The following is a 13,332-nucleotide window of genomic DNA, read 5'->3' on the forward strand; positions in this document are numbered from 1 at the left end:
AAACGCAGCAATGAAACGAATTCATATTGTCGCAGGTATTATTTTTAATCAGGACAAAAGTGAGATTTTTATTACCAAACGACCAGATGATAAGCACAAAGGTGGCTTTTGGGAGTTTCCCGGTGGAAAAGTAAAAGTGGGTGAATCGATAGAGCAAGCACTAGCACGTGAGCTTGATGAGGAGATCGGCATTAGCGTGACTGAGCAGAGCTTGTTTGAGCACTTAGAGTACGACTATCCAGACAAGTCGTTAAAATTCGATTTTATCTGCGTACACGCCTTTGATGGTCAGCCCTACGGCAAAGAAGGCCAGCAGCATGCTTGGGTCAAAGTCACTCAGTTGAGTGACTACGCTTTTCCCGAAGCGAACGTGCCAGTGCTGCAGAGAGTATTAAAAGAGTTTGCTTAATCTCTGGTCTCCCGTTGGGATTGTTGTTAGTTTATGTCGATATTTAAACGATTTGCCGATCGGGTGGATCATGGATTAATGGAGAAAGATGCAATGGTAAGAATTGCAATTGCAGGGGCAGCGGGACGCATGGGGCGCAACCTAGTAAAAGCCGCTCATCACAACCCTTTAGCCGTGGTGAGTGCAGGCTCTGAGCGACCAGAGTCTTCACTGGTTGGTGTTGACCTGGGTGAGCTGTGCGGAGAAGGGAAATTTTCTGTATCGGTGACTGATGATCTGGCTAAGGTTATTGACCAGTTTGATGTGATTATTGATTTCACCGCGCCAGCAAGCACATTAGCCAACTTGCAGTTGTGTCAGCAGCATGGCAAAAGCATCGTCATCGGCACCACTGGGTTTAGTGAAGCGCAGCGCGAGCTGATTGACCAAGCGGCACTGCAAGTGCCTGTGGTGATGGCGCCAAACTATTCGGTTGGCGTCAATCTGGTATTCAAACTGCTGGAAAAAGCCGCCAAAGTGATGGGTGATTATTGCGATATCGAAATTGTAGAAGCGCACCACCGTCATAAAGTGGATGCCCCATCGGGCACTGCAATTGGCATGGGCGAAGCCATCGCGAATGCGATGGGCAATAAGCTGAGCGATGTGGCGGTGTACGCACGTGAAGGCATTACTGGTGAGCGTAGTCGCAATGAGATCGGCTTTGCGACGATTCGAGCGGGTGACATTGTCGGTGAGCACACTGCGATGTTTGCCGACATTGGTGAGCGTGTGGAAATTACTCACAAAGCGACTGACCGTATGACGTTTGCAAATGGGGCTGTCAAAGCGGCGGTATGGCTAAGCGCCAAACCTGCTGGTTTCTACACCATGACCGATGTGTTAGGGCTTAATGAGCTATAATTAAATAATTATGCGCCGGCACTTGCCGGCGTTTCTTTATTTCTCGTTTTTCTTCTCTTTTATCTCTCATTGATTTCTTGTCATTTTGTTGCTTGCTTTTCTTGTGGTTTTTGTTTGTATGCATTGCTTTTTGTTTGAAGTGCCCAAAATTGACATTGTTAGTTTGTCGCGCAACGTTTGCGTCAAAAACAAAAATGAAACTGTGATCTTGGATGATGTTTAAAAGGGGCGTTTCATCAAACTTACATCAAAGTGCCTTTTGTGGATTAATAAACTTATACTTTTGCGGTTAATTTGTGGCTTTTTGCTCTAACTAGTCTAAATGGCAAATATGCTTGTGACTAATTGTTGACAGAAATCACGACGATCTTTAGAATGTCGCCAATTTGTCTGATTTCCCCGAAATCTTCGGAAAGTGGTGTTAAGGAAGGCAGGTTTGCAGTTTAATTTATTATTTTTGCATTTTTATTCTGGAGGTTGTCTTGAGTAAATCAGCACTGTTAGTCCTAGAAGATGGGACAGTGTTCCGCGGAGTTTCCATTGGTGCAGATGGGTCGTCCGTTGGTGAAGTCGTTTTTAATACCTCGATGACGGGGTACCAAGAAATCCTCACTGATCCTTCCTATTCCCAACAAATCGTTACTCTTACTTATCCACACATTGGCAATACCGGCACTAACGCCGAAGACGAAGAGTCCTCTTCGATTCATGCACAAGGCCTTGTGATTCGCGATCTTCCTCTTATCGCTTCTAACTTCCGAAGTGAACGTTCTCTTTCCGATTACCTTAAGTCACAAAACATTGTCGGCATCGCTGACATCGATACGCGTAAGCTCACTCGTATCCTGCGTGAAAAAGGGGCGCAAAATGGCTGCATCATGGCCGGCGATAATCTGGATGAAGCGTTGGCTCTGGCAAAAGCGAAAGAATTCCCTGGTCTAAAAGGGATGGATCTGGCGAAAGTCGTCACGACCAAAGAAGCATACCAATGGAAACAAGGTTCATGGACACTGGAAGGTGGCCTGCCTGAAGCACAAGACGAGAGCGAACTGCCATACCACGTCGTGGCTTATGACTTCGGAGCCAAGCGTAACATCCTACGTATGTTGGTGGACCGTGGTTGCCGACTGACCGTCGTTCCGGCACAAACGTCTGCGGAAGAAGTGCTGGCGATGAATCCAGATGGCGTGTTCCTGTCAAACGGCCCTGGCGACCCTGAGCCATGTACTTATGCTATTGAAGCGACAAAGGTATTCCTAGATAAAGGTCTGCCAGTCTTCGGTATCTGTCTTGGCCACCAAATTCTGGCGCTAGCCTCTGGCGCGAAGACAGTGAAGATGAAGTTCGGTCACCACGGTGCTAACCACCCGGTTAAAGACCTGGATCGCAATGTTGTGATGATCACCTCGCAAAACCACGGTTTCGCGGCGGATGAAGCAACTCTGCCAGAGAACCTGCGTGCAACGCACAAATCTCTGTTTGATGGTTCGCTGCAAGGGATCCACCGTACGGATAAACCGGCATTCAGCTTCCAGGGACACCCTGAAGCGAGCCCTGGTCCACACGATGCGGCACCGCTATTCGACCACTTCATTGAACTGATTAAACAACACCGCGCTTAATTTGGAGTAGTAAACAATGCCAAAACGTACTGACATTAAAAGCATTCTTATCCTGGGTGCGGGTCCGATTGTTATCGGCCAGGCTTGTGAGTTTGACTACTCAGGTGCGCAAGCGTGTAAAGCGCTGCGTGAAGAGGGTTACCGCGTTATTCTAGTTAACTCTAACCCAGCGACTATCATGACTGACCCAGAAATGGCGGATGCGACCTACATCGAGCCGATTCACTGGGAAGTGGTACGCAAGATCATCGAAAAAGAGCGTCCGGATGCCATCCTGCCAACCATGGGTGGTCAGACAGCACTGAACTGTGCTCTGGCGCTGGAAAAACATGGCGTACTGGCTGAGTTTGGCGTGGAAATGATCGGTGCAACGGCGGACGCGATTGATAAGGCTGAAGACCGTTCACGCTTCGATAAAGCAATGAAGTCTATCGGTCTGGAATGTCCGCGTGCAGACACCGCAAAAAACATGGAAGAAGCGTACCGCGTGCTGGATATGGTGGGTTTCCCTTGTATCATCCGTCCTTCTTTTACTATGGGTGGTACTGGCGGTGGTATCGCATACAACAAAGAAGAGTTTGAAGAAATCTGTCGTCGTGGTCTGGACCTGTCGCCAACCAACGAGCTGCTGATTGACGAATCTCTGATCGGCTGGAAAGAGTACGAAATGGAAGTGGTTCGCGATAAAGCGGACAACTGCATCATCGTGTGTGCGATTGAGAACTTCGACCCAATGGGTATCCATACCGGTGACTCAATCACAGTTGCTCCTGCTCAGACTCTGACTGACAAAGAGTACCAAATCATGCGTAACGCCTCTCTGGCGGTCCTGCGTGAAATCGGCGTAGAAACAGGTGGTTCGAACGTTCAGTTCGGTATCAACCCGAAAGATGGCCGTATGGTTATCATCGAGATGAACCCACGTGTATCTCGTTCTTCTGCTCTGGCTTCTAAAGCAACGGGTTTCCCAATTGCAAAAGTGGCAGCGAAACTGGCGGTCGGTTTTACCCTTGATGAACTGATGAACGACATCACTGGCGGCGCAACGCCAGCATCATTTGAACCCACCATTGACTACGTTGTAACTAAGATTCCTCGCTTTAACTTCGAGAAATTTGCTGGTGCCAACGACCGTCTGACGACTCAGATGAAGTCAGTGGGTGAAGTGATGGCGATTGGCCGTAACCAACAAGAATCACTGCAAAAAGCCCTGCGAGGCTTGGAAGTAGGCGCAACTGGTTTTGACGAAATGGTTGACCTGGATGCTCCGGATGCACTGACCAAGATTCGTCACGAGCTGAAAGAAGCGGGCGCAGAGCGTATTTGGTACATCGCAGATGCATTCCGTGCCGGTATGTCGGTAGACGGCGTGTTCAACCTGACTAACGTTGACCGCTGGTTCCTGGTGCAAATCGAAGAACTGGTGAAAATGGAAGAGCAGGTTAAGGCAGGTGGTTTTGCTGGCCTCAACGAAGATGTGCTGCGCGCAATGAAACGTAAAGGTTTCTCGGATGCGCGCCTATCAAAACTACTTGGTGTGGCTGAGAGCGAAATCCGTCGTCTACGTGACCAATACGACATCCACCCTGTATACAAACGTGTGGACACTTGTGCAGCAGAATTCTCTTCTGACACCGCCTACATGTACTCATCTTACGATGACGAATGTGAAGCAAACCCAACCGATAAAGAGAAAATCATGGTTCTGGGCGGTGGTCCAAACCGTATCGGTCAGGGTATCGAATTCGACTACTGCTGTGTACACGCGTCACTAGCGCTGCGTGAAGACGGTTACGAAACCATCATGGTGAACTGTAACCCAGAAACAGTTTCGACCGACTACGACACTTCAGACCGTCTGTACTTCGAACCAGTGACACTGGAAGATGTCCTCGCAATCGTCCGTGTTGAAAAACCAAAAGGCGTTATCGTGCAGTACGGTGGTCAGACTCCGCTGAAACTGGCGCGTGCACTGGAAGCGGCAGGTGTGCCAATCATTGGTACCAGCCCTGATGCGATTGACCGTGCTGAAGACCGTGAGCGTTTCCAACAAGCGGTAGATCGTCTGGGTCTGCTACAGCCACAAAACGCCACCGTGACGGCTATTGAACAAGCGATTGAGAAGTCTCGTGAAATCGGCTTCCCGCTGGTGGTTCGTCCTTCTTACGTACTGGGCGGTCGTGCGATGGAAATCGTTTACGATGAGTCTGACCTGCGCCGTTACTTTAACGAAGCGGTGAGCGTATCGAACGAATCTCCGGTTCTGCTGGACCGTTTCCTTGATGACGCAACGGAAGTGGATGTGGATGCTATCTGTGACGGCGAGCGCGTCGTGATTGGCGGCATCATGGAACACATCGAACAAGCAGGTGTTCACTCGGGTGACTCGGCCTGTTCGCTACCCGCTTACACGCTAAGTCAGGAAATTCAGGACAAGATGCGTGAGCAGGTTGAGAAGCTGGCGATGGAACTGGGCGTTCGCGGCTTGATGAACACGCAGTTTGCCGTCAAAGACAACGAAGTTTACCTGATTGAAGTGAACCCTCGTGCCGCGCGTACGGTTCCGTTCGTATCGAAAGCGACGGGTGCTCCGCTGGCGAAAATCGCTGCGCGCGTGATGGCAGGTCAATCGCTGGAGCAGCAAGGCTTTACCAAAGAAATCATTCCACCATACTACTCGGTTAAAGAAGTGGTACTGCCATTCAACAAGTTCCCGGGTGTTGACCCGCTGCTTGGTCCTGAAATGCGCTCAACCGGTGAAGTGATGGGTGTCGGTGCCACATTTGCAGAAGCATACGCAAAAGCGGAGCTGGGCTGTGGCAACGTCTACCCTGAAGGTGGCCGTGCACTGCTGTCAGTTCGCGAAGGCGACAAAGAGCGTGTGGTCGACCTGGCTTCTAAACTGGTGAAACTAGGCTACAAACTGGATGCGACGCACGGTACAGCGGTGATTCTGGGCGAAGCGGGCATCAACCCACGTCTGGTTAACAAGGTACATGAAGGCCGTCCGCACATTCTTGACCGCATCAAGAACAACGAGTACACCTACATCGTCAACACGGCCGCTGGCCGTCAGGCGATTGAAGACTCGAAAGTTTTGCGCCGCGGCGCATTGGCTGAGAAAGTTAACTACACCACCACGCTGAACGCAGCGTTTGCAACCTGTATGTCTCACACCGCAGATGCTAAAGCGAGCGTGACGTCAGTACAAGAGCTGCACGCGCAAGTGAAAGCAAGTTTACAAGTGTAATACAGTAAGCCGCCTTAAATATATCAATAGGCTTATTTGACAACCTCATTGCCCGCTCATTTGAGCGGGCTTTTTTATGCCAGCATTAGCGAGAACTCGATGTTATATTGATGAAAATTTGGAATGGATTGTTGTCGCTTGTTTCACTGTTGTAACCGTGCCGCCAGTGCTATTTTGTCGTTTTACTCAGTGGTTGATTCGCAAGGTCATGGAAGTCTCGTTAGAAGTTTTAGGATTACTGTTTTTAGTCGCCAGTGTCGCAGGGTTTATTGATGCCATGGCGGGGGGCGGCGGTTTGTTGACCTTGCCTGCACTATTAGCGGCAGGGGTGCCTCCGACTCAGGCGTTAGCCACCAATAAGCTGCAAAGTTCCTTCGGTAGTTTCTCCGCCAGCTGGTATTTCGTGCGTAATGGCATTGTCAGCCTCAAAGAGATGCGCTTGGCGATTGCCTGTACCTTTATCGGGTCTGCGATTGGTGCCGAGCTGGTGCAACAGTTTGATGCGTCGCTGCTGACCAGCTTGATTCCGCTCCTGCTGATCGCGATTTCGCTCTATTTTCTGCTGGCCCCACAGACTCGCGCTGATTCAGGTAAAAAACCGTTGCCGGAAGCGTTATTTGCCCTATGCGTCGGTGGTGGGATTGGCTTTTATGATGGTTTTTTTGGTCCGGGGACCGGCTCCATTTTTACCGTCTGTTTTGTGGTGTTGGGGCATTTCAGCCTAGTCGATGCGACCGCGCGTACTAAAGTGCTCAACTTTACCTCCAATATCGCTGCGCTGACTTTCTTTTTGATTGCGGGCCTGCCCATCTGGCAAATTGGTCTGACGATGGCGGTCGGTGGATTTATCGGCGCTCGCATGGGCGCGAAAGTTGTGGTCACCAAAGGCCAGAAATGGATTCGTCCTCTGGTGATCACCATGTCGATGCTGATGGCGCTTAAACTGCTGTGGGAACAGCACTCACAATCGTTTCTATCAATGTTCTAACCCGTGGTGAGCGATAGCTGGTGGCCCGGAGACAAATGTGGATCGGGCGAAACAGCGGTGCCAATTCGGCAAAGTCAAAGCAGTATTGCGGCTCGATTTTGAGCGCATTGACGATGGATAGGGGGACGAGGGCGGGGGCCATGCCACCCAATGCCAACTGCGCGGATGCGGTGTACGAGTCCATTTCCATCACCGGATTAATGCCAAGCCTAGCGAGGATGTCGGCCTGATAGGTGTTCGCCGGGTTGGTCAAGTCATTGGTTACCACTTCGTCCGGTAGGGTGGAAAGTGGCTGGCGGCTGACAATATAAAATGGCTCATCGAACAGATGCTGCGTCATCAAGCCATGATTTCCGGGTAGATAGCCAGCGCAAAGCCCTAGCGTGGCTTTGCCCGATTGAACCTGTTCGACAATGCGCGGCGTATGGTGAGTGGTGATGGTGAAATGCGGATCGCGCTGGCGATATTCCCCCATCACCTGAGTCAGATAGCCCGCGACCAAAGTCTCTGAGCAGTCGAGACGAATGAGCGTATCATCTTCCAGCGCTTGCTGCTCAAAGATCAGCCCGCGCAGCTCATTGAATGTCGGCCCGATGTTGGCGATCAGCTGCTCGGCTTCGGCGGTGAGTTTGATGTGCCGCCCAGCAGGAACCACCAGTTTCTTGCCCAGTTTCTTTTCCAGATTGGCAATGCGTTTACTCACGGCAGACTGGCTGATATACAGTTGGCTGCCTGTGCGGCTCATGGTTTTTTCTTTACTGAGAACTAACAGCGTTTCGATGCCTTCTAACAGCATGATGAGTGATGAATGTTGGGAATAGATGATTCACTGTAACCGAGAGGACACAACATGCCAAGCGACCAGCGAAATAAAGAGAGTACACCATAGGGCCGCCCAATAAGGCGGCCAATGATTGGCTGTTGATGGTTAGCGGTTGATGGCAAAAATCGGTAGCGACAAATGCCAGCGGATCGCGCCTAGGCGAATGATTAAAGTGGAAATTACCCCGGCTAAAAAAGCGGTGGAGTTATCATAGCCCATGCTCAAGGCAACCGTGTGGAACATACCGCCGATAATACAAGCGGTGGCGTACACTTCGCTGCGCAGCACCATAGGGATTTCACGAGCCAGCACATCGCGGATGATGCCACCGCCACAGCCCGTAATCACGCCCATGATCACCGCCACCATCCCCGAGTCTTGATAGGCTAAAGCTTTTTCTACGCCGATGCCGACAAACACCGCCAAGCCAATCGCATCACACACGGGCAAAATCCACCAAGAGAGGCGTTTTGGACGGCGCACCAGCAGCATGGTGAGTAAGCAGGTGATAAAAATTACCCACAGATAGGTCGTGTCTTTGATCCAGAACACCGGCGTGGCGCCCAGCGCCATATCGCGGATTGTGCCGCCACCGATGGCCGTGACACTGCCCAGAACCGCCACACCAAACGGGTCCATTTTCAGTCGTCCAGCGAGTAACACACCAGAAACCGCAAATACGGCGGTACCAAATAAATCAATAAAATACAGCAGCATGGAATCCATGTTACTCGATACCTTATAAATGCAAGGGAAGGAAAATTTGGGGGCAAATTGTACGAAATTTTTTCGCCAAACGTTAGCGATTTCCGCGGATGGTGGCAAAGTGCTCACACACTTGTTCAATCGCCAATAATGTTCTTGGGGTCGGACGATTGAGCCAGTCGGCATTGAGCTGCCAAAAGTGACCGTTTTGCAGCGCAGGGATCTCATCTCGCCAAGCATCCCACATGCCCCCATCACGCATGGCGTGCTCTGAGGCGAACATCGCCTGCGGTTTTCGCAGCACGACTTGCTCGACACTCACTTGCGGATAAGGTGACGCTGCATTGGCAAAGATGTTTTCCCCGCCACAAAAAGTAAACACCTCGCTGGGCCAGTTTTTCCCCGCAACCGTGATGATCGGCGCTTCACTCAACTGGTAAAAATAACGCACCTTTTCACTGCTGCGATATTTTTCGCTAAGTCTATTTAGTTGAGAGCGAAAACGCGCCGCCTCTTCGCGCCCTTGCTGTGGATTGGCGCTGTACTGGCTGAGCTGTTCGATATTGTTGGCGATGTCGGCCAAGCTTTCGGTTTTCGATTCGTAGAGGTGAAAGCCAAACTGGCGCAATTTTTCCAATTCTTTGGCTGGATTGCCAGCCGGCCAAGTAATGATCAAGTCCGGTTGCAAGGCGATGATGCGTTCAAGTTTGATCCCTTTGTAGTTGGCGATCTTTTCCAGCTTTTGAGCCTCTTGCGGGTAGTCACTCATTTCGCTAACGGCAATCAGTTGTTCTCCAAGCCCTGCCGCATACGCCAGTTCTGTCGCGTGGGGGGCAAGGCTGATCACCCGCTTGGCTGGCTCGGCGAAAGTGGTTTTCACTGTGCATAAAAGGAAGAACAGAATCAAAAGAGCAGGGCGCACGACAGTCATTATATTCCTTGATAGATCAGGCCAAGAATCAGGCTTTGCAGCAGCAACCAGACAAAAATTCGCCACGCCAGCAGCGTTTGGATTTGGTCGATATGCAGCGCGGAAGGGGCAATTCGGCCGCCAATTTTTGCTCGCTCGGTTTTTCGACCAGCATAAATCGCCGGCCCGCCCAGCGAGAGTTGCAATTTGTTGCCCACAACGCACAGCAGCCAGCCAGGGCCGGGAAGCGGCCACGATGGTGCTTGCTGTTTGATGCCACTTAACGCAATGGCGGCATTTTTTCCTAAAGCCAACAACAGGGCAAATAGGCGCAGCGGGATAACATCCAACAAGGCGGTCAAGCGAACGGCAGAGAGGCCGAAGGGGGCATAGTGCTGGCGACTAGGTGACCAAGCGCGGGCGAGCTCTGTGGTGAGTCGATACATCAAGGCGCCGATACCGCCGCCGATCGCAAACCAAAAAAACACGCCAATGACATTACGCCCATAACCCAGAATGACGGTCTCTGCGCCCGCTTTGCCCAATCCAAGCAGAGAAAGAGTACGTGTTTCGCGATTGAGAAACGGGGTGAGTAACTCACGGGCTGTTACTTTGTCTTCATTCGCCATCGCGCGCATCAATTGCCTGGCCAGTGTTTCATTGCTACGCCAGTCAAGCGCCAAGAGCAGCAGCGCCAACTCAAACAGCTCTGTTTGCCACACTAAAGGCTGCAGGGCAACGAGTAGCACTAAGCATGGTAACAGCATCAGTAGCAGTGCAAGAGTGCCGGAGAGTTGATTTTGTGTGTAACTGTCGGGACGATTGACTTTCTCCGCCAACAGTTGGGCGAATTTGTGCCATAGCCTGACCGGATGAGAAGCACGGGGGATAGGCAGAAGCAAATGAAACAACAGCGCGCCCCACATAATGAGGAGCGCGCCATTGGCATAGAGTTGCTTAAACAGTTCTTCCATGAACGCGTGCGATTATTTGATCAGCGACAGCATGCTGAAGACCATTTGCGACGAGCTTTGTGCCGCCAATGGGAGAAACTCTTCAAAACTCATTGGCGACTCTTTATCCGCCACATCTGAGATGGCGCGCACGACTACAAACGGCACTTTGAACTGGTGGCAAGTCTGGGCAATGGCTGAGGCTTCCATTTCAACGGCAATCACATTTGGGAAGTGGCTACGAATGAAAGTTTGGCGCTCTGCGGTGCAGACAAACGCATCGCCTGTACAGATCAAGCCGCGCACCGCGTGTTGACCTTCCATTTGTGCTAGCGCTTTTTCCGCCAGGCTCATCAGCTTTTCATCGGCTTCAAAAGCCGCTGGTTGGCCTGCCATCTGGCCAATTTCGTAGCCAAATGCCGTGACGTCGGCGTCGTGGTGGCGAACTTCGCTGGAGATCACCACATCACCCAAGTTGAGGCTTGCGTCAAAACCGCCAGCCGAGCCAGTGTTAATCACTACGTCAGGTTGATATTCATCGAGCAGAATCGTTGTGCCAATGGCTGCGGCCACTTTACCAATACCCGATTGCAGCAACACCACTTCAACGCCGTTGATCTGACCTGAATAAAAGGTACAGCCTGCTTTGCTGGCTGTTTTTGCGTTTTGCAGCGCGTCTTTAAGAATGGCAACTTCTTGTTGCATGGCACCGATAATACCAACTTTCATATCAATCTCTTGTGTTCAACATTTGAATGGGCGTGAGTATAGCAAAGCTCTCTGACAATAAGTACAGTCTGTTTGGGCGTCTGGCTTCGCTGATTATTCGATGAGTCCGGCCTCTTGTAGCAAGGCTCTTAACTGCTCGGCTCGCTTACGGTTAACACCAAAATCAGAATATCCTACCCGAGATTCTGAGCGCACCAACAGTTGCTTGCCATCCATTTTCAGTTCCAAATCATCGACAAAACGAAATACGCTTGAAGTGCATTCGATGCGCAGATAATTTTCTTGCTGCTGTGCGCTTTTGGCTCCGGGAAGCTGTAATGCAACTTGTTCTATCTGAGCCAAAGTTGCCTGTGGTTTGAGAACAAAAGGCTCAAGGTGAAACTTGTCGCGATTTTCTTGTGTAGAAACGCAGTTTGGCTTATCGCCACAAGGGGAAGCGGTTCGGTCCATCATTGGCGTGACTCCGGTTGCGCAGGCCGTTAGCCCACAAAGGCAGAAGGTGAGAAGAACGGCTTGTTTCATATTGGTACCTCGCATTGAGAGATAGCGACGTTGAGTGAATGTATTCAGTCTAAAACAAAAGAGGTTGGTGTCCATCACCAACCTCTTTTCTACATCCAAAATTAGACTTCTAAGTAGTCAAGGATCCCTTCAGCGGCTTTGCGACCTTCATCGATGGCGGTCACGACTAAGTCGGAACCTCGCACCGCATCGCCGCCAGCAAAGATTTTGCCGTTGCTGGTTTGGAACTTAAACGATTGATCTGCTGGCGCTTTAATGCGTCCCCACTGATCGAGTTCAACGCCATAAGGTTCCAGCCAGCTCATCTGGTGCGGTTGAAAACCAAACGCCATGATCACCGCATCAGCAGGCAGAATATGCTCGCTGCCCGCAACGGGCTCTGGGCGACGGCGTCCCGCTTCATCGGGTTCCCCCAGCGCGGTTTGCACCACTTTGACACCAGTGACCGATCCGGCCGCATCCACTTCAATGCCGAGTGGCTGGAGGTTGAACATAAACTCAACCCCTTCCTCTTTAGCGTTTTTCACTTCACGGCGAGAACCGGGCATGTTCTCCTCATCACGTCGATAAGCACAGATAACCCGCGAAGCGCCCTGACGAATGGACGAGCGCACGCAGTCCATCGCAGTATCACCCCCGCCGAGCACCACCACGTTTTTGCCAGCCATATCAATGAACGGCTGATCGTGCTCAAGCCCCATCACTTTGTAAGTGTTGGAGATAAGAAATGGCAGCGCGTCATACACGCCAGAGGCGTCCTCGTTGCTCAGCCCCGCGCGCATGTATTTGTAGGTGCCAACCCCAAGAAATACCGCATCATACTCATCGAGCAGTTGTTGCATCTGGATATCTTTGCCCACTTCCAAGTTGAGGCGGAACTCAACGCCCATTTCGCTAAACACGCGACGGCGATTTTCCATCACCCCTTTTTCCAACTTGAATGAAGGAATGCCAAAGGTGAGCAGGCCGCCGATCTCTGGATAGCGATCAAACACCACCGGTTTCACTCCGTTACGCACCAGTACGTCCGCCGCGGCGAGACCCGCCGGGCCAGCACCAATGATCGCCACTTTCTTGTCGGTCCATTCCACTTTGGACATGTCTGGCTTCCAGCCCATCTCAAAGGCTTTGTCAGTGATGTACTTTTCGATATTGCCGATGGTGACTGCACCGAAATCGGCATTGAGCGTACATGACCCTTCACACAAGCGATCTTGTGGGCAGACACGGCCACACACCTCGGGCAAGCTGTTGGTTTGATGCGACAGCTCAACCGCTTCCAAAATGCGCCCTTCATTGGCCAGTTTTAGCCACTGCGGGATGTAGTTGTGCACGGGACATTTCCATTCACAGTACGGGTTCCCGCAGTCCAAGCAGCGGTCTGCCTGAGCGGTAGCTTGCTGCTTAGTAAACGGTTCATAAATTTCAACAAACTCAATCTTGCGTATCTGCAAAGGCTTCTTAGCCGGATCGACGCGTTGAACATCAATAAATTGGTATACATTCTGGCTCATGTTC

Annotated in this window: 12 protein-coding genes; 5 read left to right on the forward strand and 7 right to left on the reverse strand. The window is 51.1% G+C overall.

Going from position 1 to position 13,332, the window contains the following annotated elements; translation table 11 throughout:
- Positions 1-10 precede the first annotated feature (10 nt).
- The 5 genes from mutT to UF06_RS07610 all read left to right on the forward strand — a co-directional run bounded on the left by mutT (position 11) and on the right by UF06_RS07610 (position 7,172).
- The gene (gene mutT / locus UF06_RS07590) at positions 11-409 is read left to right on the forward strand and encodes an 8-oxo-dGTP diphosphatase MutT (RefSeq protein WP_045569897.1); all 399 of its coding nucleotides are present in this window, start codon (positions 11-13) and stop codon (positions 407-409) included.
- Between the two features lie 93 nt (positions 410-502).
- Positions 503-1,312, forward strand: a complete 810-nt coding sequence (gene dapB / locus UF06_RS07595; protein ID WP_045569898.1) for a 4-hydroxy-tetrahydrodipicolinate reductase — start codon at positions 503-505, stop codon at positions 1,310-1,312.
- A 482-nt stretch (positions 1,313-1,794) separates the two neighbouring features.
- Positions 1,795-2,934 carry a glutamine-hydrolyzing carbamoyl-phosphate synthase small subunit gene (gene carA, locus UF06_RS07600; RefSeq protein WP_045569899.1) on the forward strand — a complete coding sequence of 380 codons (1,140 nt, stop codon included), beginning with the start codon at positions 1,795-1,797 and terminating at the stop codon, positions 2,932-2,934.
- A gap of 16 nt (positions 2,935-2,950) precedes the next feature.
- A complete protein-coding gene (gene carB / locus UF06_RS07605; RefSeq protein WP_045569900.1) occupies positions 2,951-6,184 on the forward strand; it encodes a carbamoyl-phosphate synthase large subunit in 3,234 nt (1,077 codons plus the stop codon).
- A gap of 208 nt (positions 6,185-6,392) precedes the next feature.
- Positions 6,393-7,172 (forward strand): TSUP family transporter, encoded by a 780-nt coding sequence (locus UF06_RS07610; RefSeq protein ID WP_045569976.1) that lies wholly within the window; start codon positions 6,393-6,395, stop codon positions 7,170-7,172.
- Here the strand turns inward: UF06_RS07610 and UF06_RS07615 are convergent.
- From UF06_RS07615 to UF06_RS07645, 7 genes are all read right to left on the reverse strand, one after another.
- On the reverse strand, positions 7,123-7,968 hold the full coding sequence (locus UF06_RS07615; protein WP_045569901.1) for a LysR family transcriptional regulator: 846 nt from the start codon (positions 7,966-7,968) through the stop codon (positions 7,123-7,125). The two genes, UF06_RS07610 and UF06_RS07615, sit on opposite strands and share 50 nt — an antisense overlap.
- Before the next feature lie 132 nt (positions 7,969-8,100).
- The gene (locus tag UF06_RS07620) at positions 8,101-8,721 is read right to left on the reverse strand and encodes a TRIC cation channel family protein (protein ID WP_045569902.1); all 621 of its coding nucleotides are present in this window, start codon (positions 8,719-8,721) and stop codon (positions 8,101-8,103) included.
- 73 nt (positions 8,722-8,794) lie between these two features.
- Positions 8,795-9,631 (reverse strand): vitamin B12 ABC transporter substrate-binding protein BtuF, encoded by an 837-nt coding sequence (gene btuF, locus UF06_RS07625; protein WP_045569903.1) that lies wholly within the window; start codon positions 9,629-9,631, stop codon positions 8,795-8,797.
- Complete coding sequence (locus UF06_RS07630; protein ID WP_045569904.1) at positions 9,631-10,584, reverse strand: cobalamin biosynthesis family protein; 954 nt, start codon at positions 10,582-10,584, stop codon at positions 9,631-9,633. The genes btuF and UF06_RS07630 overlap by 1 nt, the downstream gene beginning before the upstream one ends.
- A 12-nt stretch (positions 10,585-10,596) precedes the next feature.
- Positions 10,597-11,292 carry a 5'-methylthioadenosine/S-adenosylhomocysteine nucleosidase gene (gene mtnN, locus UF06_RS07635; RefSeq protein WP_045569905.1) on the reverse strand — a complete coding sequence of 232 codons (696 nt, stop codon included), beginning with the start codon at positions 11,290-11,292 and terminating at the stop codon, positions 10,597-10,599.
- Positions 11,293-11,385: 93 nt separating this feature from the next.
- Positions 11,386-11,814: a DUF1499 domain-containing protein gene (locus tag UF06_RS07640; RefSeq protein WP_045569977.1), complete on the reverse strand. Its 429-nt coding sequence runs from the start codon at positions 11,812-11,814 to the stop codon at positions 11,386-11,388.
- Between the two features lie 101 nt (positions 11,815-11,915).
- Positions 11,916-13,328 carry an FAD-dependent oxidoreductase gene (locus tag UF06_RS07645; protein WP_045569906.1) on the reverse strand — a complete coding sequence of 471 codons (1,413 nt, stop codon included), beginning with the start codon at positions 13,326-13,328 and terminating at the stop codon, positions 11,916-11,918.
- Between the last annotated feature and the right edge of the window lie 4 nt (positions 13,329-13,332).

The sequence above is a fragment of the Vibrio sp. S234-5 genome, assembly GCF_000960595.1.
Taxonomy (GTDB): domain Bacteria; phylum Pseudomonadota; class Gammaproteobacteria; order Enterobacterales; family Vibrionaceae; genus Vibrio.